Source organism: Mycobacterium kansasii ATCC 12478 (genome assembly GCF_000157895.3).
Classification (GTDB): domain Bacteria; phylum Actinomycetota; class Actinomycetes; order Mycobacteriales; family Mycobacteriaceae; genus Mycobacterium; species Mycobacterium kansasii.
Map to the genome: position 1 here is coordinate 41,703 of NC_022654.1, position 23,230 is coordinate 64,932.

General features: G+C 66.3%; 24 protein-coding genes. 8 read left to right on the forward strand and 16 right to left on the reverse strand.

The features are described from left to right. Positions 1 to 29: 29 nt before the first annotated feature. From MKAN_RS31355 to MKAN_RS29020, 9 genes are all read right to left on the reverse strand, one after another. Complete coding sequence (locus MKAN_RS31355) at positions 30 to 227, reverse strand: hypothetical protein (RefSeq protein WP_007172314.1); 198 nt, start codon at positions 225 to 227, stop codon at positions 30 to 32. 156 nt (positions 228 to 383) lie between these two features. After that, positions 384 to 950 (reverse strand): hypothetical protein, encoded by a 567-nt coding sequence (locus MKAN_RS28020; protein WP_007172315.1) that lies wholly within the window; start codon positions 948 to 950, stop codon positions 384 to 386. Between the two features lie 79 nt (positions 951 to 1,029). Continuing rightward, a complete protein-coding gene (locus MKAN_RS30895; protein ID WP_007172316.1) occupies positions 1,030 to 1,179 on the reverse strand; it encodes a hypothetical protein in 150 nt (49 codons plus the stop codon). After that, a complete protein-coding gene (locus MKAN_RS28025; protein ID WP_139315438.1) occupies positions 1,172 to 1,588 on the reverse strand; it encodes a type IV secretion system protein VirD4 in 417 nt (138 codons plus the stop codon). Before MKAN_RS28025 ends, MKAN_RS30895 begins: the two co-directional genes overlap by 8 nt. Before the next feature lie 146 nt (positions 1,589 to 1,734). After that, positions 1,735 to 2,847, reverse strand: a complete 1,113-nt coding sequence (locus tag MKAN_RS30140) for an HD domain-containing protein (protein ID WP_007172318.1) — start codon at positions 2,845 to 2,847, stop codon at positions 1,735 to 1,737. A 321-nt stretch (positions 2,848 to 3,168) separates the two neighbouring features. Further along, complete coding sequence (locus MKAN_RS28040) at positions 3,169 to 3,435, reverse strand: hypothetical protein (RefSeq protein WP_007172320.1); 267 nt, start codon at positions 3,433 to 3,435, stop codon at positions 3,169 to 3,171. Continuing rightward, complete coding sequence (locus tag MKAN_RS28045; RefSeq protein WP_007172321.1) at positions 3,432 to 4,835, reverse strand: type IV secretory system conjugative DNA transfer family protein; 1,404 nt, start codon at positions 4,833 to 4,835, stop codon at positions 3,432 to 3,434. Before MKAN_RS28045 ends, MKAN_RS28040 begins: the two co-directional genes overlap by 4 nt. A 2-nt stretch (positions 4,836 to 4,837) precedes the next feature. Next, the gene (locus MKAN_RS28050; protein WP_231588400.1) at positions 4,838 to 5,272 is read right to left on the reverse strand and encodes a hypothetical protein; all 435 of its coding nucleotides are present in this window, start codon (positions 5,270 to 5,272) and stop codon (positions 4,838 to 4,840) included. 214 nt (positions 5,273 to 5,486) lie between these two features. After that, positions 5,487 to 5,921, reverse strand: coding sequence for a hypothetical protein (locus tag MKAN_RS29020; protein WP_007172323.1), 435 nt, complete (start codon positions 5,919 to 5,921; stop codon positions 5,487 to 5,489). A gap of 98 nt (positions 5,922 to 6,019) precedes the next feature. Here MKAN_RS29020 and MKAN_RS28060 point away from each other — a divergent pair, with 98 nt between their 5' ends. From MKAN_RS28060 to MKAN_RS28090, 8 genes are all read left to right on the forward strand, one after another. Beyond that, positions 6,020 to 6,325, forward strand: coding sequence for a hypothetical protein (locus MKAN_RS28060; protein ID WP_007172324.1), 306 nt, complete (start codon positions 6,020 to 6,022; stop codon positions 6,323 to 6,325). Then, positions 6,322 to 7,536, forward strand: a complete 1,215-nt coding sequence (locus MKAN_RS28065) for a hypothetical protein (RefSeq protein WP_007172325.1) — start codon at positions 6,322 to 6,324, stop codon at positions 7,534 to 7,536. The genes MKAN_RS28060 and MKAN_RS28065 overlap by 4 nt, the downstream gene beginning before the upstream one ends. A 16-nt stretch (positions 7,537 to 7,552) precedes the next feature. After that, entirely contained in the window at positions 7,553 to 8,479 is a 927-nt protein-coding gene (locus MKAN_RS28070; protein WP_007172326.1) for a conjugal transfer protein, read from the forward strand. 13 nt (positions 8,480 to 8,492) lie between these two features. Then, a complete protein-coding gene (locus MKAN_RS28075; RefSeq protein WP_007172327.1) occupies positions 8,493 to 8,720 on the forward strand; it encodes a hypothetical protein in 228 nt (75 codons plus the stop codon). 25 nt (positions 8,721 to 8,745) lie between these two features. Continuing rightward, positions 8,746 to 8,994: a hypothetical protein gene (locus MKAN_RS30900; protein WP_007172328.1), complete on the forward strand. Its 249-nt coding sequence runs from the start codon at positions 8,746 to 8,748 to the stop codon at positions 8,992 to 8,994. A 20-nt stretch (positions 8,995 to 9,014) separates the two neighbouring features. Beyond that, positions 9,015 to 9,299: a hypothetical protein gene (locus MKAN_RS28080; RefSeq protein ID WP_007172329.1), complete on the forward strand. Its 285-nt coding sequence runs from the start codon at positions 9,015 to 9,017 to the stop codon at positions 9,297 to 9,299. Positions 9,300 to 9,372: 73 nt separating this feature from the next. Next, positions 9,373 to 12,354: an ATP-binding protein gene (locus tag MKAN_RS28085; protein ID WP_007172330.1), complete on the forward strand. Its 2,982-nt coding sequence runs from the start codon at positions 9,373 to 9,375 to the stop codon at positions 12,352 to 12,354. Continuing rightward, positions 12,351 to 14,420, forward strand: coding sequence for a hypothetical protein (locus MKAN_RS28090; RefSeq protein WP_007172331.1), 2,070 nt, complete (start codon positions 12,351 to 12,353; stop codon positions 14,418 to 14,420). The genes MKAN_RS28085 and MKAN_RS28090 overlap by 4 nt, the downstream gene beginning before the upstream one ends. Positions 14,421 to 14,453: 33 nt before the next feature. Here MKAN_RS28090 and MKAN_RS28095 read toward each other — a convergent pair whose 3' ends face one another. From MKAN_RS28095 to MKAN_RS32395, 7 genes are all read right to left on the reverse strand, one after another. Further along, entirely contained in the window at positions 14,454 to 14,675 is a 222-nt protein-coding gene (locus MKAN_RS28095; protein WP_007172332.1) for a hypothetical protein, read from the reverse strand. A gap of 73 nt (positions 14,676 to 14,748) precedes the next feature. Continuing rightward, positions 14,749 to 15,075, reverse strand: a complete 327-nt coding sequence (locus MKAN_RS28100; protein WP_007172333.1) for a hypothetical protein — start codon at positions 15,073 to 15,075, stop codon at positions 14,749 to 14,751. 7 nt (positions 15,076 to 15,082) lie between these two features. Further along, entirely contained in the window at positions 15,083 to 16,915 is a 1,833-nt protein-coding gene (gene eccA / locus MKAN_RS28105) for a type VII secretion AAA-ATPase EccA (RefSeq protein ID WP_007172334.1), read from the reverse strand. 22 nt (positions 16,916 to 16,937) lie between these two features. Then, positions 16,938 to 18,530, reverse strand: a complete 1,593-nt coding sequence (eccE, locus tag MKAN_RS28110; protein ID WP_007172335.1) for a type VII secretion protein EccE — start codon at positions 18,528 to 18,530, stop codon at positions 16,938 to 16,940. Then, entirely contained in the window at positions 18,530 to 20,230 is a 1,701-nt protein-coding gene (gene mycP / locus MKAN_RS28115; protein ID WP_040624331.1) for a type VII secretion-associated serine protease mycosin, read from the reverse strand. Before mycP ends, eccE begins: the two co-directional genes overlap by 1 nt. A gap of 16 nt (positions 20,231 to 20,246) precedes the next feature. Further along, positions 20,247 to 21,761, reverse strand: a complete 1,515-nt coding sequence (gene eccD / locus MKAN_RS28120) for a type VII secretion integral membrane protein EccD (protein ID WP_007172337.1) — start codon at positions 21,759 to 21,761, stop codon at positions 20,247 to 20,249. Then, entirely contained in the window at positions 21,758 to 23,230 is a 1,473-nt protein-coding gene (locus MKAN_RS32395) for a MinD/ParA family ATP-binding protein (protein WP_023363500.1), read from the reverse strand. The genes eccD and MKAN_RS32395 overlap by 4 nt, the downstream gene beginning before the upstream one ends.

Below are 23,230 nucleotides of genomic sequence, written 5' to 3' on the forward strand. Positions count from 1 at the left end.
CCTTGCGCTGCAATCTTCAAAAATAATTTTCATCGTCTGGGTGCGACGTCGAACAGGGCCAGCTGCACCGGTTTGGAAGGTGCGCGGCGGCCTCGCTGCCGCTGCCGTTCTTCTTTGTGCGCTACCTCGGCGATCGCGGCGGCCGCGAATGCCAGGTACTGCTCACTGGGCTGTTTGTCGAGTTCCTGGCCTGGCCGATAGGTCGACTTGATCGACTCACGAAGCACAGGTGGTACTTGAGCCCAATGGGCCGGACACATGAATAACCGCGGTTCAATCTCAGTGTCGCAGCCGCGAGCGTGGCAGAGATGTGGTGGCGCCTCAGTGGGTGTCGCCGGCAGCGGTGATGGGTTCATTCGCGAACGCCTTTCGCGCTTGTCAGATCACGATGCGAGCTTGAACTGCTGGTCTGCAGTCGGTGTGGCACCGTGGTGCGGTAGTAGCCCTGGCGTTCCAGGCGCTGCATCGTGGGCAATCGCGATCACCCACAGATAGATCAGGACAGCGAGCATGACGCCAAGAATGAGCCCTAGCACGAACATGGTCAGGCTAAACGCCAGGCGGCGATCCGCGGTGGCCGATCGCGCTGCACTGCCGGCGATTTCAGCACTTAGGTTAGCCGTCTCCGCAGCTAACCAGGCACTGCCGGCGCTCACACTTGCTCTGTCGGCATCGATATCCGAGCAGGCGGCCCAGGTCTCGGCGGTGTCACGGTAGATCGTGGCCCGGTTGGCTTCACTACGCGCGCAGTCGGAGTAAATGCGCGACCATCGGGCATTGCTATGCGCCTCGTCGAGGGCGAAATCTATCGCTGCGTCCTTGCGTACCGCAGCGTCGTCGGCCTCGAAGCGTGCGTAGCGCGGTTCCGGGTCCGTCCCCCAGGGATCGTTGCTGTTTGGGTCTGCTGGGTCGACGTCAATGGAGTCGAGGAAGTGCGGCGTATCAGCCATTGGTGATTCCCGATCTTTGGTCGTGATTATTGTTGTCGCCCTGGCCATTGCGAAGTTGGCCGCGGCGATGAGGGCAACGTTAGGGCTGGTAACTTGCGTCTGTGACCTGGTTGGCAACGTCGTCGATCACCTGCAGCGTGCCGTGGATGGCCACCGCGATCAGCAGCACCGCTACGGTGATGGCCGCGGCGAGGCCGCCCAGCCACGGAAACTTCCGTGAGTCATTCACCGCTTGCGCGCCTTGCGCTTTCGGTCGGCAGCCATGGCAGCAGTGCATCGCGCAGGGTGATTGCGATGCTGTCCCGTTGGCGGGTGTCCCAGCCCAGCACGCGTTCGAGCGAATTACTCAGCAGCGGTTGGTCATCCAATGCCGCAATGGTGTTGCGCCAGCTGGGTGTGTCCGCATCGGTGGCCACGTCGATAGTGGTGGCGGCCTGCACCACCCAGCTGATGCCCTGGCTGTTGCCTACTGGGGATGCCGCATACAGCATCGCCGCGAGCGGGGCCACAGCCACGGTGGCCCAGACGTCGTAGTGGTGGTCGCGTCCGGCCGACGCCGAATCCAGTAGCGCCTGAGCTGCTGTCATCGCCTCGGACGGGCTGCCTACCAGGATGGTTGGATCATCCACTGTGCTCACTTGTGCTCCTTAACTTGGTGATGGTTGGTGTTCTGGGCCGCGAGTGTTTGGCCCAGGTCCTGTGGTTGATGACCGGCACTGCCGCGGGCACAGTCCCGTTACAGAGCCGGCGGCCACGGATACCGCAGCCGATAAACGCCGTAACTTCATGCATCGCTGGCACTTTCGCCAACCACAGTGGACCGTGGAATGAACTTCACACTGCGCAGATCGACCGGTCGATCATTGGTGAGGCGTGCAATGTCGGTCCATTCGCTAACGTCGCTGAGGGTCGTGAAGGTGCGTTGCTGAATCCGGACTGGACGGGCGCGCGCTGCCATGTCGAGCAGGAGTTGGACAACATCGTCGAAATAGAATGTGCTAGTCGGGTCCTCGTCGTCGACGCGGAACCAAAATTCCGCAGGATCAGCGCGGTATTCCTGCCAGAACAACGCATTTCCTGACGCAGCGGCGCTCGCCGCGCCCAGATCAGCACTCAGCGATTCGGCCTCGACGCAATCCCACACCTCCGGTGGGCTCGCCAGACAGATCCCGACGCCGTTGGCAATCTTCGACGTCTTGCCGCTGACCTCCTGTGACACCCGGCGGGCGCTGACACGGTAGTGGACATCCGACCACACCGCACACCACTGCCGCCCCGCCGGCACATAGTCAACGCGGCCAGGAAGGTCCACCCGCGGCGCCTCGTATCCGGCCGCCTCCGCGGCCGCGAGAACCAGCCGCGCCTGAGCGATCAGCAGTGGCGCTGACGTGGTGATGGCGCGGTGCACGGGATCTGTTGTCGGGTACCGCTGAAGTACCTCGGCGAGCCGCTCGGCCGGATCGATCGGGACGCCATCGGGGCCTGTGCACAAATCGGCACAGCTGAGGATGGCCAGCTCCGCCACGTCGGCCGGCAACGGAAACGCTGCTAGCTGCTCGTGCAGCCCTCTTTCACGAGCCTCGACCACCGCGCCCGTATGATGCGCGATCAAACTCACCACATTGGGTGAAATCCCGGCCTGTTGGGCGTATCTGGCGCCATCGAGCGGGTGAAAACCGGTATCCACCAAATCCGGGGAATAGCCAATGTCATGCAGCCACGCCGCAGTAACGATGTCCTCCTCATGTCCGGGTGCCAGTACCCGCGCCAGCCGCCCAGCGGTCGCGGCCACACCGGCAGTGTGGGAATAACGCCGCGTCGTCACCGGCGCAGCCGAGGTGTAGGTCGACTTCGACAGCAGCTGCAGCGCCATGAACTGAGCATCTTCGACGTTCACCGGTCCCCCTTGTCACGTTTGTGTACGCGCTGGTGCGGCTGGCGAGTGCATAGTTGCTGACGCCAACTGCGCTGGCTCGGGGCGCTGATCGACGCACTCACCGCACATCACCTAATGAGTCAGCCGGAAAGACGCATTTGGCATGGACGGCCGGCCACGTCGCGGTGTGGTCGTGTACCCGTGCCACATAGTCGAAGCTCGCTAGCAATCCCAGACAGGTGACGGCCTCTACGGTCAGAAGGCATGACCAAAAGGCCAGTGTGCGAACAAGGTTCGACCGCACCCAGTGGTCGGTGGTCTTGTCGTGCAACGCGCTCATCATCAGCCCGCCTGCTCGCGCCGATGGCGATGGCTGTGGGTTAATTCCCAGTGCGCCAGGTGGCCGGGCTGGTCGTGGACGCGGCGCACCACACCGCGGCGCTGCAGGGTGAGCAAGGCCCGGTAGACCTCTTCGGCCACCACCGGTCGCCGGCCACGTCGGCCACGATGCTCAGAGACGGCGATGCGCGCCGCGCTGGTTGTGGTGGGACCGCCGGCGCCCGCCAGGACGTCAACGAGCTGCGCGCGCAGCTGCTCGGCGTCGCTCATGTCTTGAGCGCCTTCATGGCTCGGCGGTGGCGCTGTAATACCCATTCCCACATCGTTTCTGGTTCACGCTCCGGCGGGTCGGCTTGTAGCAGCCTGTTCACCGCGTTGTCATACCGTTTGACAAAAACCGGCCAATCGGGAAGCTCGGTGGCGATGCCGGCTGTGCCGCGCCGCAGCATCCGTGCTTGGCCGAGGTTTTGTGGGAGCAGCCGCCGGTAATCCAGACTCGGACCGAGGTGTGAAGACAATGTCTTGCCGCTGCTGGCTTGGTCGAAAGTCTCTTGGCGGCGGGTGGTTTCGCGTGACCACTGCTCGGCGCGCTGCAGCATCTCCATCTCCGCGGCCCCGTACATGATCAGGGCGGCCGGGAAGGTGTCGCGCAGCTCCTGGGCGTAAGCCTTGCCATAGATCGTGTCGAACTGGCTCGACCCCTGCACCGACAAGAGAAGGTTGACCCCCAGGCCCCGGCCCTCTGAAACGTGACGGCGCAGGGCCGGCATCGGGGCCACGTTGGCCGCCTCGTCGATCACAATCAGCAGCCGGTGCATCATTTCTTTTCGTGCGGTCTTGCCGCGCCAGCTGCGCACGAGGTGCTCGAGCAGGGTGACCGCGGCGCCGGCGATGGACCCTTCGGCCGGTGCCAGGATGAACAGCGTGGCATCGGGGTTGGACAGAAACGATTCGTCGAATGTGGGCTCGGTCATCCCGCGCAGCCCTAACCGCATCCACGGGGTGACCGCTTTGCGCATCGTCAAGGCGATGCTGTCGCGCTGGCGCGGGTCCATGGCCAGGGTCCGCATCAGTGCGTTGCGGAACAAGGGTTGACGGGCCACGTAGCGGGCGGCGCTGTGCCAGCCTGGCGCGTCGGGCGCCTTTTTGTCTTCTTCGAGGTTGTCCACGGCCATCAGCACCCATTCGATGCCCTTGCCGTTGCCGCACGGTGAGGCCGCATAGAGCATCGCCGCCAACGGGGCCTCGGTGTTGGATTCCCAAATCCCGGCATCAGAGACCTGGTCGATTCCTGATCCCAGACCGACCGCGGACATCTGCATCATGGTGTTGGCGGTGGTCACCGCCTGATCCGGAGTGCGAATCAGCGCGGTCGGATCGAATGAGCGCACCTCGGCGTCGGTGGGATAGACCGGCGAGTAATCCGGGCGTAAGTCGATGACTTGCTTTGGGCCCCAACGTCGTTGGCACACCAACCACATCAGGTCATCTTTGCTGGACACGCAGACAGCGGGCCCGCCCCATAGCACACTGGCCGGCGCCAGCACGCCGGTCGTCTTTCCCGTTTCCGTGGGCGCAGAGACCAGGATGTGTGCGGGTGCTTCGGCCACGACAAGCTTTCCGTCGTCGCGGCAAAACCCGCAGTAGGGTGAAGCACGCCGAACATACATTCCTAGGACCTCCTGATGGGGCTGGGATCTCCCGGCGGACTTTCACGGTGGGTGGGGAACACTCCCGGCCCGGTCAAATCGTCGGCTTGCAGGAATCCGAAGTCGATCTCATCGACGTCATCGGGCGGGCGCATCGGCCACCAGTCGCGGGCCCCGTCTACGGCCAGCCAGCCCTCCAAAATCCCGTAGACACCTGCTGTGAGCAGCGTCGCCGGGATTTGAGCCAGCAACCACGGAATCGCGGCCGCCGACACCAGGGAATCGCCCGGGCCTGCCAGCCACAACAGCAGTGGAAGCGGAGCACCGACGATGGCCGATGACCACATGAACGCGGCGATCGGGTATGAACGCAGTTCGCCAGGAATTAGCTGCACGACACTCACCGACAACGCTTTACCTGCCGGCCAGCCCAGCGGCGCCAGCACCGCCGCAGTCATAAAAAGCACCCAATCAAACATTGCATACGGTGTTTTAATTCCGCGCGCATACCACGGATGAATAACGTCGTCGTCAGCGGGATCAACCCGCGCACCGGTACGGTCGGTGTCGCGATCTCGTATTTGGCGTGCAACAATTTCTGCACGCCTTTTCTGAAATATAAACGTCCGTTGGTTACGGGCAATCCACTTGCGGCGGATCTCGTCGAACCGGTCAGGAGGCACTGACATCAGCAGCACCCCCCGCGGCTCGTACAGGCTCAGTGTAAAAGTCGCCGAGGCGTTGCGCGACGTCCAGCAGAAAGTTCTTCAACTCGGCCGCAGTACGCGCCACCCCGACCGATTCGGCGTCACGCCGAGCCGCGTCGACCGCAGCCGCACACCTGCTGACCTGCTCAGATATCCTCAGCGTGGGGCTTCCGCCGGCCAGCGTCCACTGCGCCGAACCCTCTTGCCACCCCAGTGCCACATCCAGGCGAGCCAGTGTCTTGACCGACAGCCCGCCGCCGCGCTCAGCGGCCTTATACAGCGTCGAGGGTGCCGGGCCGCCCGCCGCTGCCAGGTCCTCGCGGGTCCAGCGCAGCTGCGCGAGGCGGTCCTCGACGAAAAAGAGCAGCCGCCCTACTCCGTCTGCCGGGATTGCATTCACACGAATGACGGTAACAACCGATCAAGTTATTTCGCTACGGCCGTGGAATATCAGTTATTCCACCCCTTAAGCTGAGCCCAAGGACAGGAGGTCAGCAGATGCGCGTGGTAATGGGCGTTTTTGTCATCGCCATCATGGGATGTGTTTTCACCCTGATCACAGCGGTGGTCTTCGTGACCCAACACCTGTTTGCCGGCGTCGTGGTCGCCGGTCTGATCGTCGCCGCTTGGGGCGTCAGCGCACGCCGGCGCCGGGCGCGCCGCGCGCAGCATCACTCGGCCTACCCGACCGGCGTGGCCAGCCCGCAGCTGCCGCCGGCGACGCCGTGGGCGCCATCCCAGATGTCCTCGGCGGCGCTGCGCCCGCGCAGCCTGCCCCCCGGTGTGCGGCGGCGTCTGCCATGAGCAAGCCCACGACCGATCACGAGTACTATTGCGCTGCCACGCAGGCGTTCTTCGATGAGATCGACAGCGACGGCCCCGACGTGATCACCACGCACGTCCCCGGCCCTGGAGATGAGCTCCCTCCGCCGCCAAGTCCCGATCCTGAACCGGACTGGGAACCCAGCGGCGACGGCGGTAGTGCCGAGCAGTTCGGCGAGCGACGGCCCGCCGATGACGACGAGCTCGTTGATCTCGACGGCCCCGGCCCTGCCGACGAACGTGATGAGCAGCCCGGCACTGTAGACGACGACACACCGGCACCCAGCACCGAGCGTGACAGCACCGAAAACCCCTCACCGGCAACCGATCTGGCCCACCAGCCCACCTCCCCCAAGGACGAGGACACCGGTGGCGCGAAGACCAAGAGCACCCCCCGCTACAACAAGAAGATCGCCGTGGGCTTCGCGGTCATCACCGTGGCGGCCACCGTCCTGGTCAGCGCAGGCCTGCTGGCCATGCGCAGCGACCCGCACACCAACGAGCAGCCTCAACCCGCACAGCCGGGCACCCGGCTCAGCGTTCTGGCCGCCCCGTCCAGTACCACCCCGGCGCCCGAGGGCCAAGACTCGGCCATCCCCTACACCGCCACGTCGGTGGGCTGCCTGCCCGGATCGACTGCCGCGCAATCAGTCGCCGGCCCCGACACCACCCAGGCCTGGGTCTGTGTCACCGGCGGCAACGTCGGTCAATTCCTGGTCATCAATCTCGGCCGCACCATGGTGGTCACCTCGGTCTGCATCGCTCCGGGCTGGGTCGGGGCCGACGCCTCGGGCGCCGATCAATGGCACCAGCACCGCGTCCTGACCCGGGTGCAGTGGAGCTTCAACGACGTCCCGCCCACCGCGATCCCCCAAGAGACCGGCAGCGTGCACGGCGAGGCCTGCAAACCCCTGCCCAGCAGCGGGGTGCTGGCCTCTCGAATCATCATGCTCGTCCAAGAGACCGGGCGCGCACCCGCCGACACCGCCCCCACCACCACTTCGGCTCCCGGCGGCGGGGGTCTGTTCGGCGAGGTGATGGGACCACCGGCCGCCCCGGCCGATCCTGCACCGACCAGCAGCACCCCGATGCTGCCTGGCCTGCCTGCCGAGACCAGTCACACCGATCCCGCTGACAACACGTTTGCGTCGTCGTCGATCAAAATCTTCGGCCACTCACCCCTGCACCAGTAGGAGGCTTCCACCAACCATGCTCACCAACACCTGGCGTCAACGACTTCACGGCACCCACACCGCGTTTCGCCGCGCGGGCCTCATCATCGGCCTGGCCTCCTGCAGCGTGGTGGCCATCGCCACCATCTGGGGGTGGATCTTCAACGACCCCATCGACGTCGCAGGCCCGGCCCGCAGCGCGGTCAACCGCACCGCCCTGGTCGGCTCCTACGCCCAAGACTGTGTGACCCGTTGGCTCACCGCCACCGCATCTCACCAACAGGTCCTGCATGACTGCTGGTCGCTGCGCGACCCCATGAAGCTGCCCACCACCCCCGCGCTCATCGTCACCTCCCCGGCAGTCTCAGCGGTCACCCTGGTCAGCGACGCCGGCACCACCCAGCAGTGGAGCGTGGTGATCACCGTCTCCGAGCGCCCGTTCGAGGCCGCCACCCCCCGCACCGCCTACTACCGGCTGCCCGTCGTCTACAGCAACTACGGACTGCGGGCCAGCGCACTACCGGCCCGGGTCAACGGGCCCGGCGCCGGCGCGGACGCGCCGCTGGGCTATTCCACTGCGGTCGCCGACACCTCACCGGCTTTCACCACGGTCAGCGGATTCATCACCAGCTTTTTGACCGGCGCCGGCGGGCTGGAACGCTACGTCACCACCAACTCCGGGCTGCTTCCCGCCGCGGACTACCGCTCCGCCCAAGTCATCAAACTCGTCTCCAACCACGCCCCCGGCGATCACGATGTGCCTGCTGAGGGCACCACCGTGCACGTGTTGGCCACTGTCAACGCCGTGACCAGCCAGTACGCACCGCTTCAACTGGACTACCCGATCGCGTTGACCGTCACCAGCGGCCGCTGGAGCGTCTCGGGCCTCGACTATGCCCCCCTGCTCGCCCAGGGCGCCGAACTGACCCCTGTCATCCCCACCGCGGCCGCCGCGCCCCGCTAAAGGAACACCCACCATGAGCCTTCTGCATTTTCTCGACCGCCATCACCTTCTCGTACCGATCCTGATCGCCCCCTCGGTGCTGCTGTGCGCCGTGTACGTGTACCGCCGCGTCTGGGCGTCCCTCATCTGGACCACAGTGCTCACCGCGGCGCTCGTGTTCGCAGCGCCGCCTCTCGCCCACGGGCACGACCGCGAATTCGGCCCCGTTGTGCCAAATTCACAATTCGGCCCGGACCGCTGAAGTAAATCGTGAAAGGAACCCTGACGTGCATACCGCATCAGCCCCAACGCTTTTCGACGCCGCCAACCAGGTTGCGGGACCTCCCCTCCTCGGCGCCATCGGCTTGGGTGGGGGCGTTGTGTGCGTTGTGCTCGCCAGCTTGGCACTCGCTGTCGAGTCCGCCCGTCAGGGGCGCACCATGGTCGCGCTGGGATGGGGAGTTCTCACCCCCAGCACCGCCGTCGTCATCGCCTTCGGCCCCATCCTTGGACCTCTCTCGCTGTCATTGCACTAACCATGAAAGGGAATACTGATATGAACACCGCTTCGCACACAACGGTTTTGGCCGTCGCCGACCTCGTTTCGGGCAGCCATGCCCTCTACACCATCGGGGTAGGTGTGATGGTCGTGCTTATCCTGCTCGGCGGCGGTGCACGCGCGGTCGGCTCCTTCTTCGGCGGCCGCATCGGCGCGACCGTGGGCTGGGCCCTAACCGGCGTCGTCGTCGCCGTGATCGTCGGCTCGGGTTATGCGATCTACGTCTCGACCAAACACACCGTCGATCGCACCGGCATCACCACCGGCCAATTCGGCCAATAACCCTGCGACAGCATCCCTTCCACCGCAACCGGCGACCCGGTTCCGCGGTCACAACGCGCGAGGAAAATAACCCGTGACCGAATCAGCGCAACTATTCAAAGGCGTCCACGACACCCCGGTCTACACCGACATCCTGTTCAAAAAGCCGCTGCGGCTCTGGGTGGCGGTCAGCCTCTACGGCGGCACCGCCCTCACTGTCGCCCTCACCATCCTCGCTCTGGATTCCGGGCACGCCCGCGCCATCTTGATCTACGGCCTGCTGCTCACCGCCGCCACCGCCGGGGCCGCGGCACTGATCCCCCGTCAGCGGCCCAACCTGCGCTTCCGCATTGTCAGCGCCTGGCGCGCCCTGCGCCCCACCCTGGCCAGCACCGCCAGCGACCCGCTGCTGACACCGCCGCGCACCGTCATCGGCAACCTGAGCTTCACCGCCCACGGTATCTACGCCCACTACCTGATCAGCGGATTGCCCTACTACCTGCAATCCACCAAACGCCGCACCGGCGTGGCCGACAGTCACCAAGCCCTGGCCCGCGAAGTCCCCGCCGGCACCTGGGTATTCGGGCTCTCCGTACCCCAAAACCAGCGCCAGCTGCTCCGCGCCATGGTTGATGGTCACCGCGACAAGCCCGCTTGGGTCAACTCCTGCCAGCGGATGAAGCCCGTCCTCAAGAACCACCACCCCCGCACCCGCATCTACTGGCTGGCCATGCCCGTCGACGCCGGCCGCGCCGGGCACAGCCCTGCAGGTCAAGCCGCCAAACTGCGCGACTGGGTAATCGGGCGCGACAAAGACTCCGACGACTCGGTGGCCGCCTACCAGCGCCTGGCCCACGACATCATCACCGCCATTCCCGAGCAGTTCGCGCCCCAACCGGTCAGTGCGGACATGATCGACTGGTTCTGGCGGCACAACGCTTGGCGCGGAGTGTTCAACAACCCCCTACCCCGCCGGGCTACCACAGACCAGCTCGACACCGCCGCGCTGCCCGCCGCGGTTTTCGACGACGGCGACCAACACCATCGCGGCGGCCGCCTCCTGCCGCTGCATCTCATCGCAGCCGGACTCGCCGCCGCTGCCATCGCGGCCGGCCTCCTGGTCGGACTCCCGCTAGCAGCCCCCCTCGCCGTCTTGTCCGCCGCGGCGCTGCTCGCGTGGACCGCCGGCCTGCGGCGCATCCCCTCGTGGAGCAAAACCCTGCGAGTCTCCAGTCCCGAAGGCGCGTATCCCGACAGCTACCAAGCGATCCTGCCAGTCGTCGACATGCCCAAGGCCGGCATCGTGTTCCCCGGATCAGAATTTCTGCAAGCCCTCGACGACCTCGACACCGGCGCCACCTTCGACTTCGCCGTCAACCTCGTAACCGTAAGCCGCGAAATGGAATTCGTGCGCAACGACCGCGCCAAAGGCAACATCGACGACCAATTCACCCAGCGCCGCGACGTCCGCAACGGCGACGCCGAACTCATCGCCACCTGGCGCCAACTCGCCGAATACAACCGCCAGCTCGAAGCCAACATCGACGAACGGCCCCTACATGCCGCGTTCGTCATCGCAGTCGGCGCCCCCGATCAACACACCCTGGACTACAGCGTCAAACGCCTCCGCGAAGAACTCACCCAATCTGGCCAAATCGCCATCCGCCACTACCGCGGCGCCCAAACCAAACTCTGGGCAGCCTTCAACCCCGCCGCCCCCGCCCACAAAACCACCATCGACCAATTCACCCAACCCACCACCACCAAAAAGTGGTCACGCTTCGTGCCGTTCACCTCATCCATGGTCGGCAACAGCACCGGAATCCTACTGGGATTCAACAGAAACAACGCCCTCAACAGCGCCGTGCTGCTCGACCTGCCCGCCGCCGCGCGTCGCAACCGCAACCCCTGCCTGGTGTGCAGCGGCGCGCTGGGCTACGGCAAATCCTATGCCGCCAAACGCATCACCCGCGGCGAAATCCAACGCGGCGCACAAGCATTCATCGTCGACCCCGGCACCGAGTGGGAAAAAGCCCTCGCCGATGTCGACAACAAAGCCGTCATCGACATGGCCGGCAACCAGTTCAGCTGCGACCCGCTGCGTGTCTTCCCCGCCGACGTCGCCGGCGGCTACTGGCTGGACTACATGGTTCCCATGATGAGCCTGGATGCGCGCAGCGTTGGAGTGCGCCGCCTACGCGCCATCCTGCAGGCCGACGTCGCTGCCGCGCTCGACATCACCAGCACCGCAGCGCTCATGAAATACATCAGCCACATCCAGGCCCCCTCGACTGGGCCCGACAATCGCGCCCCGCAAGTCGTCAGACTCGCCGACGACCTCGCCCCCATCCTTGCCGCCCTGCAATCGTGGGCCAGCCACGCCTTCACCCGAGCCATCTTCGACGACACGCTGCCCGTGCCCGACCTGGCCAGACTCGACGTCACGATCTGGCTCACCGGCAGCCTCGACCTGCCCACCGCCAAAGAGATGAACACCCCGCACCTCTACGAACAGCTCTCCGACCGCAAACGTGCCTCCGTGGCCATCTACGGCATGCTCGTGAGACTAGCCAGAGTGACATTTTTCGCCGATCCCACCCGGTTTGGGCTCATCGTCCTCGAAGAAGCCTCCGCCCTGCTCAACTCCCGCGCCGGCGCCGACGACGCACACCTGATCAGCCGCCAAGCTCGCAAGCACTACACAGGGTTGTTGATCATCACCCAAAATCCCATCAAAGACCTCGCGCTCATGGGTGATGAGTTCATCACCCAGCAACTGATCATGCCGTTTGAAAACGAAGACCTGGCACGCCAAGTCGCCGCCAAAGTCGGCATCCGCCTCGACGACTACCCCGACATCGAAGAATTCTTCCTCGCTCAGCCCTCCCCGGATGAGATGCGCGACCCCACCGCCTTCGACGAGGTTGACTCCGCCGCCGGCCCCAACCGCGGCGCGCGGCAAGGCTACGGATTCTTCGTCGACGAGTTCCGCCGCAAATCGCCCATCTGGGTAGCCACCGAACCCGACGCCGCCGTGCACGACGCCTACGACACCACCCCCGGGCGCGCGGCATGACCACCCCGCCAACAACATTCGGCCAGCGCGCCGCCGAATACCTCGGCTACCAGATGGCCACCCGCCCACGCCTGCGGCGCGTCACCACCTTCTGGTTCATCACCCACACCCTGGCCGCCGCCGCGATCGGAGCCGCCCCGCCCGCGGCCGCCTCCACCCTGGCCGGTGCACTGAACTGGACCGGGGTCACCGACAGCCACGGCGTCCCCGTGGGCAACTACTACCTGTCCGTGGTCAGCACCACCGAAGCCATCACCAAAGCAGGACCTGGCCTCAGCTGGGACCCGTCGAGCTGGGCCCGCTGGCTGGCCAACGCCGTCACCACCGGCATGACCCATGAAGGCGTGATCGAACTGCTGCAAGCCCAAGCCGGCATCTACATCTTCATGATCGCCATGTCGCTGTGGCTGCTGCGGTTCGCCATGTCCAACACGTGGCTGGTGTGGCTGGCCACCTGGTTTCGGCCGGTCTTCGAGACAATCCGGGTGATCCTTGCCGACCTGTGGGTCTTCCCCATCTGCCTACTGCTCGGTGTCTCAGTCGGCGCCTTCCACATCCTGTGGCATGGTCGCAAAGGCTTCGGCGCCGGAATCATGGTGTCCACCATCGCCGTTGGCATCCTGGGCATCGTGCTCACCCGCGACCCGCTGTCCGACCTCTACAGCGAAAACGGGCTACTGACCCAAGGACGCAACCTCGGCTTCAGCATCTCCCAAGCAGCCTTCGCCAACGGCACCATCACTAGCGGCGGCGGCCAGGCCCAGCTCCAACACCTCACCGGCCTCATCGCCGACACCACCTTGCGAATGCCGTTACAGCTGATGAACTTCGGCACCACCGTCGATAACATCGGCACCTGCGGTGGCGCCTACACCGCCGCCATGCTCACCCCACCCAACGCCGGCGACCTCGCAGCACCCGCCCACGCCATGGCCTCCTGCGGCGCACCCCAAGCCCTGTCCTTCGCCCAACACCTCAGCGGCGCCAACCTCGCCCTGGGCGCCTGCTACGGCCTCCTGGGCGCAGTCTTCGCGTTCTTCGTCTGCTACGTCACCTACAGCTACGTCATGGTATGCTGCGCGGCCTTCGTCAACGCCCTGATGTCCATCGTGGCCGCCGCACCCGCCATGATCCACGGCCACCCGCGCCGGCGCGCCGCGCGGCGCATCACCATGTTCTTCAAACACGCCGCCCTGGTATTCGCCTACACCACCTACATCTCCATCGCGGCCATGATCGTGCTCAAAATGGGCGCCCGCGGCGGCTACGCCGACCAGGTCGGCATGACCCACCCACTCGCGCGGCTATTCATGATCGCCATCATCTCCGCCGTCGCCATCGGCGTGTTCTGGTGGCTCAAACGCGAACTCGGCGATCACACCCGCCAAGATTTCACCCACACCATCAGTGAACTCGTCCACCGCGGCCGCGAAGGATACCAACGCGGACAAGACGCCTACGACCGAGCCAAAGACCTCAACTCGCGCGCACCATGGGCCAAAAAACCCGACGACGACTCCTCCGATACCCCCGACGAGCCCGACCAGCCCCTCACCGGCCCCCCAGTCAACGGCCGCCCCCCCGGCGGACGCCCACCCTCACCCGGGCGCGCCTCTCAACAAACCCCAGCACCACAGGCCCCCGCCGCTGACGTGGCGGCCTCCTCCACCGCCGGCGGGACTGCGGCCGCCGCCGATGGTGCCATGATGGCCGGTGAGGCCGCCACCGCCGTCGTGGCACCCGAAGCCGTCGCTGCGGCCGCCGTCGCCGGTCACGTCGCTCAGCGCCGCCACCGCGACCACAGCTCTACTGGCGCACAGCAACCCAACCCCCCGGCCGGCGCCCCCAACTCTTCGCCCCAAGGTGGTCCCGCCGCGCCTGCCGGCGCCCAACCAGCGCCAACCCCAGCCCCCGGCCGGGGCGGCAGCCCCGAGCGCCCCACGCACCAGCGCGCCAACCCAGCCTCTCCGCCACACCAGCCGCAGCGCCCCAGTACGCGCCCACAGCCCGACAGAGTCGACGTCGACGAGGACAGCACCCCTGTCAAGGGCCGTCCCACACATTGACGAGAGACCGAAAGCGCTTGTGGCGCAGCCGATCTAGTATGAGGCGGTGAGCGCGTGCTCGAGCGTGGCTTGCCACTCGCCCATACCCGCCGACGACCACGGCTCGTCGACCTTGAATCCGGTGGCCGCGATCGCCCCGTTGATCGCCCGCCACTCATCCTCGGTCGGGGAGCTCACACCCCGTAGTTTTTGGCGCTCCTGGAGAATCTTCTTAAGCGCATACAGAATCATTCCAGCTTGCTCCACATAGTCCATATCGGTGGAGTGTAAAGCCGTTTCACCGTAGCGCAACGAGCAGACGAGCACTGCTGCCCTGGGTTGATGTGGATCAACTGGCCGCAGCGACCCTGCCCGCCCGCCCGAGTCCTTCGGCGGCTTGGCGGTGCAGCCCGGCGGCGTAGGTGACCCTGGCAGCGATCTCTTCGTGAGGCAGATCAAGGTCTTCTTCGCTCAGGCCGAATTCGCGCAGCTCGGCCAGCAGGTCGCTGCGCTGTTGAGCTGAGCGGATTTCTTGTACGCGCTGTTGCTCGCGTGCATTCTTGGCTACCCATGCCTCGTCGACGATGACATAGATAAGGCGGCAAAGCAGGTAAAGCAGCCCGATCATCACGAGGATCGCCACGAACAGCGCCATCATCTGGTCTGAATCGTTCATAACTTGCCTATTCTGAACGCTTTTCGGAGACCGCCGCCCGCAGTCCTTCGGCCAAGTCTTCGCGGGTGAGCTCCCGCAGGCGCTGCAGCTGCGCGTCGGTGACTTCGACGTCGTCGCTGGCCAGCAGCTCATCAAGCTCGGTGGTATCCAGGCGGTCGTTGCGGTGATCGCGGGCCTTTTCCACCACGTTGCGCACAAACCCGGCGTTGCCCAATACGTCTATGCCGCGGATCAAATCGCCTTCAGCGGTGAGACTTTCATCGGCATAGAACTTCTCGAAGTCTGGGCGCAGGACTTCAACGGCCTCATCGGTGGTCACGTCCTCATCTTCAGCCGCCATCAGCTTGGTCAGTTCGATCAACTCTGGCGGGGTGTAGCTGTGGAACTCGATCACGGTCGAAAACCGTCGTCGCAGACCTTGATTCACCTCTAGCATTCGCTCGGTGGCTTTGGCGTAGCCTGCCCCGAACACCACCAGTTCGTCGCGGTGATTCTCCATATACAGCAGCAGTGTGTTGATGATCGCGTTGCCGTAGGGGTCGCCGGTGGAGTAGCCGCGTTCATGCAGGGTGTGCATCTCGTCGAAGAACACCGCCCCACCGAGGGCTTCTTCGAGCATCTCTTCGGTGTTCTTTTCCGCATCAGCCATGTAGCGGCCCAGCAGTTTGGCGCGGCTGGTCTCCACCACCAGCGGTTTGCGCAGCACCTTCAGCCCGCACAGCTGCTTGGTGAAAGCCCGTGCCACAGAGGTCTTTCCGGTTCCGGGCGGGCCCAGCAGCAGGGTGTGTCGAGAGGTGACCGGCACCCGCAACCCGACCTTGGTGCGGGCCAGGTTGACCTTCGTGGTCGAGCGGATGCGTTTGATTTCTCGTTTGGCCGTCTCCATGCCCAGCATGGCGTCCAGCTCGGCTTGCCCCTCGGCCAGATACTGCGAGGCCTTTTCGGCGTCGCGGGCCGTTTCGGCCTCTAGTCGGCTCGGGGCGCTCGCGGGGTCCCACGGGTCGGTGCGGGCCTCGATGGTTTCTGGGTCGGTGAGCACCAGGCGCCGGCTCGGGTCGTCCATCGCTTCACGGGCGGGGGCGAATTTCGGGTCGCGGGAATAGACGCGGCGCAGCAGTTGGGCGGCCTCGTCCTCGCGGCCCAAGTGACGAAGACACATCGCTTGGGTGTAGAGGATCACCGTGGCCGCCGGTGGTACGCGGTCATCGCGGGCAGCTTTGTCGCCGCGGCGAAACGCATCCTCGAATACCCCCAGCGACGCTAGCGCTGTGGTGGCCATCGCGGTGGCCGCGCATTCGTATTCGGGCCGATACCAACGTTTGTCGATCGGGAACAGGCCCAACACATCGCTCCAGCGTTGGGTGCGGAAATGCAACAGCCCGCAGGCGTAGGTGTGCATGTCGGCGTCAAACGGATCGGTCGGCTTGGTCGCCGAGCTCAGCAGCTCGTGGGCTTGGCTGTAGTTGGCTTCCCGGATCAACACGGTCGCGTATGCGCAACGCAGGGCATCCACTGAGCCGATCGGCAACTGCAAAAACAGGCCGTCGAACACCAGCGGGCGAAAGTCTGCGCCCAGCACCCCTAGCCGGCGGATCTCCCGGCCGAAGGTTTCTGCGGCTGCCCAGCCTCCGGCCAGTACTTCCACGCTGTCTTCACCGGCGAGCACCCGGCCCATCCAGCCGTCACATACGCCCGGGTCGGCCTGGGTGACCGTGCGGAACATGTCGGCGGCCACCTGCCGGTTATGGCTGGGCACCAGACCGTCCACGCCGATGCCCGATGCCAACAGGCCGCGGCGAAAGGCGCTGCGAGCCGGGGATTCTGCCTCAATACCTGTCATGATCAGCTACGAATCTAACCGGTTAGGCGGCCCGCCGGGGGCCGCCCTCGAGCAAGCGGCGCTCATAATCGAGGTTGATCCGGAGCCGATGCTGAAACGCCCACGTGCGGATCACCGCCGCACCCGGGCCTTCCTGTTCGATATGGATGTCAGCGCCGCTGGCCGACCGTTTGTCCACGGTGCGCACCGTGACGGCCGCCCCCGCGGGCACCGAGCCCGCCACCTCGTCGTAGACGATCACATACGGGTACTGCGAGGCCGGCAACTGCTCGACCAGCCCGGCGGTGTCGATCACCTGCAACCCGGCCGCAATGACCTGGCGCCACCGCCCGGGCCGCTGCGTGCAGACCAGCACCTGGTACCCGGTTGCGGCCGCACGCAACGACACCTGCACCAGCAAGGCGAACTCGCCGCAGATTGTCACGGTGGCCAGCTCGGTCGGATCACTGAGGTCGACCAGCAGCGGGTGACCGCTGGGAAGCGTGCCAACGATGATGCCCGTCGCGCCGATCGGTACCGCCACCTTTTCGTTGGCCGCCAGTTCGCGCGCCGGCACCGCCAGCCCGCCATTGCCCGCGCTCAACAGCCCGGCCCGCAGCCCGGCGTCATGACGACCCACAAACGGGTTCAGCCCGGTCAGCGGCGGCTCAGCCAGCGGCCCGCCGCTGTGATAGCGCACCATCACCCCCACGGCCGTAGCGCCGGTATCGGCGCGGCGCACCTGGATCGACACCACCGTGGCAGCGGTCTCCGGCGCCCACAGCCGGTCAATCGTGGTGCTCGAAATGTCGCGTGGCGACATCCAATAGGTCTGCACGTAACCGCCGGCGTGACGCAGCCGGCTCCACCCTGGCGTCAATCCGTTCGGGTCGATCCCGGCCAGCAGCGCCTCATCGGCCGAGCGGATCTGGGCCGCGGTCAACACCCGCGCCGGGATACGCAGGCTGGTCAGTTCTGCGGCCAGCCATTCGGCGGCCGCGCTCATCGTGGCCGCCACCGACTCGCGCCACACGATCGCCCGCGCACTGGCCAGCGCGTCCAGGCGCACGACCAGCCAGGTGCGGCGCTGCCCGACCGCGGGATGATCACCCACCGCCCCTGAATACACCGGGGCATACGGGTGGTGGCTTTTGGATGCCCGGCGCACCCCCGCGCTGACGATGTCGATGCCTTCTAAGGTGACATCGAACTGCTCCAGCCCGGCGGCCACCGCCTCAAGCGGCAGCTTCGTCATCGACTCGACCCGGGAATAATCGAGCGCCGAGGGACTGTGTGGTGGCCCATCGACGGCCACCACCGCTACCAAATGTGGCCCCACAGCACGGATTCCGACCCGCCCTGAGCCGAAGTGGCGCTCGTAGTCGGCCAGCTCACCGCCCGGCAGATCAGCTACGTGCCGTTTGCTCACCGATCGCCACGCCAGCGTCAACAGTGCTGCACCGCGCCAACGCAGCAACGCCAGCAGCGACACCACAAGGGCGAGCGCGGCGCCGGCCCACCAGCCCGGGCGGCCCGCCACGGCCGCCCCGGTGGCCACTAATGCGACGTCGACGACGAACAGCGCCACCAGGCGCGGCCAGCCGGCCGCCACGCTTAACGGAAAGGTCGTCCTCATCACCGCGCTCCTCGTCGCCGCATCAGCGCTGCTGAGCCCAGCACCAGCGAACACACCAGCGCCAGTCCGCCCACACCAGCGGCGGCTACCCACACGGGGGTCATGTCGCGGCCCACCTTGGGCGGGGCCAGCACAAGGGGTGCCGCCAGGTGTTGCGGCCCAACAGGTTCACCGGGGGGCAGGTCATAGGTCAGGGCGGCTACCGGGTCGACGATGCCGTGCCCGACCTGGTTATCCACCCCGCGCGCCGGTGCCCGGGCGGTTGAGAGCAGCCGGTTGATCACCTGATGGGCGGTCAGCTGCGGATACTTCGCGCGCACCAGGGCGGCCACGCCGGATACGATCGCCGCCGAAAACGAGGTGCCCGACTGCGGCACCAGCGTGTTCTTGCTGCCCTCGACCGCGTTCATCAGCCCGTCATCGCGCGGTGAGAGGCTTTCGATGTCAGTGCCTGGCGCCGCGATCGACACCCAGGGTCCGGCCACGCTGCCGTCCAGCGGAGCGCCGGTGGCATCCACCTCGCCGACGGTGAGCACATAGTCGGAAAACCACGCCGGAGTAACGACCGTGGTCACTCCCGCCCAATCGCGAGGATCGTTGGGATTCAACGGGTTATAGATCGGATTCTGTTTACAGTCGTTGCCCATGGCAGCGCTTTCGTTGCCGACATTGCCGGCCGCGGCCACGATCACCGCGTTGCGGTCCACGGCCGCGTAGTGAATCGCCGCGCCCAAGTCGCGCTGATCAATCATGTCGGTCGCGCTCATACACGACACCTCCGAAATGTTGATCACCGTGGCACCCATGTTGGCCGCATGCACGATCGCACGAGCCATCGTGCGGATATCGCCCGCCTTGCGCCGGGTCGCCGGGTCTTGGTTGCCTGCGAAAGCGTCCTTGGGAGAGAACGCTTTTGAGCTTTGCCGGATGGAGATGACCTGCACATCAGGGGCCACACCAGAAAACCCGTCCGCAGCCGGCGCCGGCGGCGGCGGGGGCTCCGGCGGGCCAGGCGGCGCGGGTGGCACCGGATCATCAGGACCAGGCGCGGGACTCTGCGGGGATAGTTTCGGGTGACCGGCGGGCACCACCACCGTGGGAGTCGCGCGAGGATGCCAGCTCGCCCCGTCTGGGGGTGGAGGCGGAGGCGGGGGCGGCAGCTGCACCGTCACGGTCTGCGGTGGCGGCGGGGGCGGCGGCGCCTCGGTGGTGGGCACTGTCTCAGGACGGCGGGCCTGGCGCGGCGGGGGCAGCGGCGTCTTGCCATCGGCGGGCTGGGCCGCGATCAGTGAGGCCACGATCATCCCGTGAGCATCACAGTCGGACAAGCCATCGCCGGGCATCACATAGTCGCCGCCACCGACAAGGTCGGTCAGCCGCGGATGCGGGGTGACGCCGGTGTCGATCACAGCCACCTTCTGCCCCGCCCCGCGCCCAAACCGCCACGCCTCAGCCAAATCCAGCATGTCCATGTAATGCGGCTGCACCCGATAGTCCGTACCCGGCAGCGTGCCCACCTTCGGGCAAAACGCGCCCTGGCGCATCGGTTGATCCGGACCCGGCGGCCCATCGGGCGGAGTTGCGCCCACATCAATCTGCGGGGGCTCCACCGCCCCCGCAGCCGGGGCGCCCCACAACCCGGTCAACCCCACCACGGCGACAGCCGATACCGCCGCACAGGCCTTTTGTGCACGACTCACCGAACAACCACCCCCGCTATCGGTACCGGATCGCGGCCAGCACACCCATCAGCCAAAACGCCAACGGGAAAATGCCTGTCAGGCAGACATATTCGACCCACTCGACGATCTTGCGGAACGTCGGAGTGTAGAAGCGGTTGGGCACCACCACACCGGCCACCAAGCCAGCCACCGGGACGGCCACCATCGCCGATACCCCCGCCAGCAATGCCGGCATCGTCCACAACCCCAACACATAGCGCCCGGCCACCCCGATCACCAATGCCACGGCGGCCAGCGCGAAGATCGTCGCCTGCCAGCGATCGGTGAACGAACGGCCGCGCAGCAGCACCGCGACCGCCACCAGCCCCGCCAACACCAGCGGCAGCCAGCGTCGCGGCGCATGCGGATCGCACAACCCGACGCTGCACACCACCACCAAACCTGTTGTCGCAACCAGCAACCCGGTCAGATAGGAGTGGGCCCGGTCGGTGGCCACCGTCACCTCACGCACCGACTCAGGCCCGGCGAACGTGGCCACCTGACCGCTGGCCACCGCATGATCAGCCGGCAAATCCGGACGCGCCTCAAAAATCCACTGGCCCGACGCTGAAGGGAAGACCGGCAGCCGAATCCCGGCCACCCAGCGCGCCACGGTGGGCGACACATGCATCCCGATCAGCGACACCAGCAGCACGACCGCCAACAGGATCGGCGCCGAGGTCACCAGCACCATACGCACCGAACCCACCACAACACCGACTGCCGCAGTGACGATCACCGTCGTGCCCAACGCGATATGGCGGCCGGTGAACCGCACTACCAGCACCGCGGCGACCAACGCGCTCGCCAATCCCAACGCGGCGTGCGGGGCACCCATCGGCCCCGGTACCGCAGCAGCAGCCCCCACCGCCAACGGGAGGCATCCGGTCAACAACAGCGTGTCACCGACGCCGCGCGCCAGCCGACTGGCTTGGCGCGCCAAGATGATCGCCGCCGCCGCCAGCAGCAGCGCCGCCAGCCCGCCACAATAGATGGCCGGCGCCCAGCCCAGATGCCCGTAACGCCAACGCCCCAGCAGGGCCGTGGCGGCCAGCACGCCGGCCACCACCATGCCCGCGCCGACGCGCGCCGCCCACACCGGCGTGACAGCAGGCCAGCGTCTGCTCAGCTCAGCGGCCACCGCCGAGGTGACGTGTTCGACGACGTTGATCCGGGCCTCGGTGTCGGCGGCGAACCGCAGCCACAACCGGGTGCCGTCGCTGACCCCTTGGGCGGCCAAAGACAGGCCTGGCTTCAGGGGGCTGCCATCGACCCAGCACAGTGTCCAGCGGCCCCGCGGGCCTGCCGTCAACGCCGGCTCCCCCAGTTCACCGAGTCGAGTGTTGACCAGATCCACCAGCGCCGCCAACTGCACTGACACTGAGGCGGTGGCATCCAACACCACCCCGATCTTGGTGGCCCCCGCGATGACCGCCACCAACACCCGATCAGGCAGGGCCGGCGCAGCCGCCGCCGTGACAGGGTTGTCGTGCTGCCGCTCGAGGGTCACGCGCTCAGCGCCCCCGCGGTCGGGAACCCTTCGGCCAGCTCGGCCGCCAGCTCCAAAAACGCCAACCGAGTGCGCTTGTGCAAGGCCGGAAAATCGAGCGTATCCGCGTCGCGCAAATGCGCATCCCATGGGATCGTCTTCACCGAACGCACCCGCGGCCCCAGCGTCTCGGTGATATGGGAGATAAACGCCTTGGACGCGCAGTCATGGATGTCGTTGAGCACAATCACCGAGCGCTTGAGCAGTTCGTGACCGTTGCGTGCGGCCAGCCACTCCACCGTGGTCTCGATCGCCAGTCCGCCCTCGGCGTTGCAGCTGCCGATGATCATCAACGCGTCGGTGTTCGACAACACTGTTTTGAAAAATTCGGTCTCGACTTCGGCGCCGCAATCCACCAGTGTCAGTTGGTAAAAGCGCCGCGTCAGCTCAGCGGTGTCGTAGAACACGTCCTTGTCCAGGTCCATCGGGTTGGCCACATTCTGGTTGCCCGGCAACACTTCTAGGCCCTGGGGGTTCTTCCCGGTGTAGTGACGAGCCTTGGGATAGTCGACAACCACCTCCTTGGCCGCAAGCAGATCGCCAATCGAGTTCAGCGCCTCGCGATCAACGAAGCGACCCAGGCCCCCGTAGGTGGTGTCGGCGTCGATCGCCAAGACCGGCTGCCCACGCTCAAAGGCGAACACGGTGCCCACACCGGCAGTCACCCGCGTCTTGCCGACGCCGCCTTTGATCGAAATCGCCGCGATCTGATACGTGCCGGGAATGTTGGAAGCCACACGAGACTTCCAGTCGATCAGTTGACGCTCATGAGCACCCGCACCCAGATTGACCAGCCCACCTGTGCAGGCGTGAACCGCCTTGCGCCACCCCATTTTCGCCGGTTCGCGGCGCCGTTTCACGACCTCCTCGACCTGGACATGCCGGGTCGGTGCCGAGCTGGGAGTGCGAAGGTCTGGCCGCGGCGCCCACCGTTGCTTAGGGTCCACACGCGGGGGTGACCACCGCGGCGGCGGCGGCGGGTTGCGCTGATCGAACTGCGGGCGCGGCGGGATCGGGTCGGGCGCCTGCCCTCCCGGGCCGCGCCCAACTGACGGCTCCGCGTCCGGTGCCCGAGGCGCCGGGGGCCGCGGCACAGCATGGGGATGCCCGCCCGGCGGCGGCGGCCCGAACGAGGGCCCCGCACCCGGCGGCGGCGGTGGTGCCGGTTCGGCCTGAGCATGAGCACCTTCAGTGCCCCCCGGCGCCGCGGGCCACGCCTCGTGGCGGTTCCCCTCGGCTGGCGGTGGCCCGAACTCGTAGCCACCCACCGGCGGCATGTGAGGTGGCGGCGGCGCACCCGGCTCGGGCACCCGCACATCAGCCAACGACACCTCCTCGGTGGCATCCTCGGCAGGCGCCGGATGCTCGCGCTGTTGCTCGCTGTTTTCCGGCGGCAGATAACGCGACATGAAGTCCGAATTGTCAGTCAT

What these genes read in the sequence shown, in the direction of transcription:
- eccA (WP_007172334.1), bottom strand. Translation starts at nt 16,915, where the DNA reads ATGACAGGTATTGAGGCAGAATCCCCGGCTCGCAGCGCCTTTCGCCGC.
- MKAN_RS32395 (WP_023363500.1), bottom strand. Translation starts at nt 23,230, where the DNA reads ATGACTGACAATTCGGACTTCATGTCGCGTTATCTGCCGCCGGAAAAC.
- MKAN_RS28075 (WP_007172327.1), top strand. Translation starts at nt 8,493, where the DNA reads ATGAGCCTTCTGCATTTTCTCGACCGCCATCACCTTCTCGTACCGATC.
- MKAN_RS28060 (WP_007172324.1), top strand. Translation starts at nt 6,020, where the DNA reads ATGCGCGTGGTAATGGGCGTTTTTGTCATCGCCATCATGGGATGTGTT.
- MKAN_RS28080 (WP_007172329.1), top strand. Translation starts at nt 9,015, where the DNA reads ATGAACACCGCTTCGCACACAACGGTTTTGGCCGTCGCCGACCTCGTT.
- MKAN_RS28070 (WP_007172326.1), top strand. Translation starts at nt 7,553, where the DNA reads ATGCTCACCAACACCTGGCGTCAACGACTTCACGGCACCCACACCGCG.
- MKAN_RS28040 (WP_007172320.1), bottom strand. Translation starts at nt 3,435, where the DNA reads ATGAGCGACGCCGAGCAGCTGCGCGCGCAGCTCGTTGACGTCCTGGCG.
- MKAN_RS28020 (WP_007172315.1), bottom strand. Translation starts at nt 950, where the DNA reads ATGGCTGATACGCCGCACTTCCTCGACTCCATTGACGTCGACCCAGCA.
- MKAN_RS28045 (WP_007172321.1), bottom strand. Translation starts at nt 4,835, where the DNA reads ATGTATGTTCGGCGTGCTTCACCCTACTGCGGGTTTTGCCGCGACGAC.
- MKAN_RS28090 (WP_007172331.1), top strand. Translation starts at nt 12,351, where the DNA reads ATGACCACCCCGCCAACAACATTCGGCCAGCGCGCCGCCGAATACCTC.
- MKAN_RS28065 (WP_007172325.1), top strand. Translation starts at nt 6,322, where the DNA reads ATGAGCAAGCCCACGACCGATCACGAGTACTATTGCGCTGCCACGCAG.
- MKAN_RS28100 (WP_007172333.1), bottom strand. Translation starts at nt 15,075, where the DNA reads ATGAACGATTCAGACCAGATGATGGCGCTGTTCGTGGCGATCCTCGTG.
- MKAN_RS28050 (WP_231588400.1), bottom strand. Translation starts at nt 5,272, where the DNA reads ATGACTGCGGCGGTGCTGGCGCCGCTGGGCTGGCCGGCAGGTAAAGCG.
- eccE (WP_007172335.1), bottom strand. Translation starts at nt 18,530, where the DNA reads ATGAGGACGACCTTTCCGTTAAGCGTGGCGGCCGGCTGGCCGCGCCTG.
- MKAN_RS28095 (WP_007172332.1), bottom strand. Translation starts at nt 14,675, where the DNA reads ATGGACTATGTGGAGCAAGCTGGAATGATTCTGTATGCGCTTAAGAAG.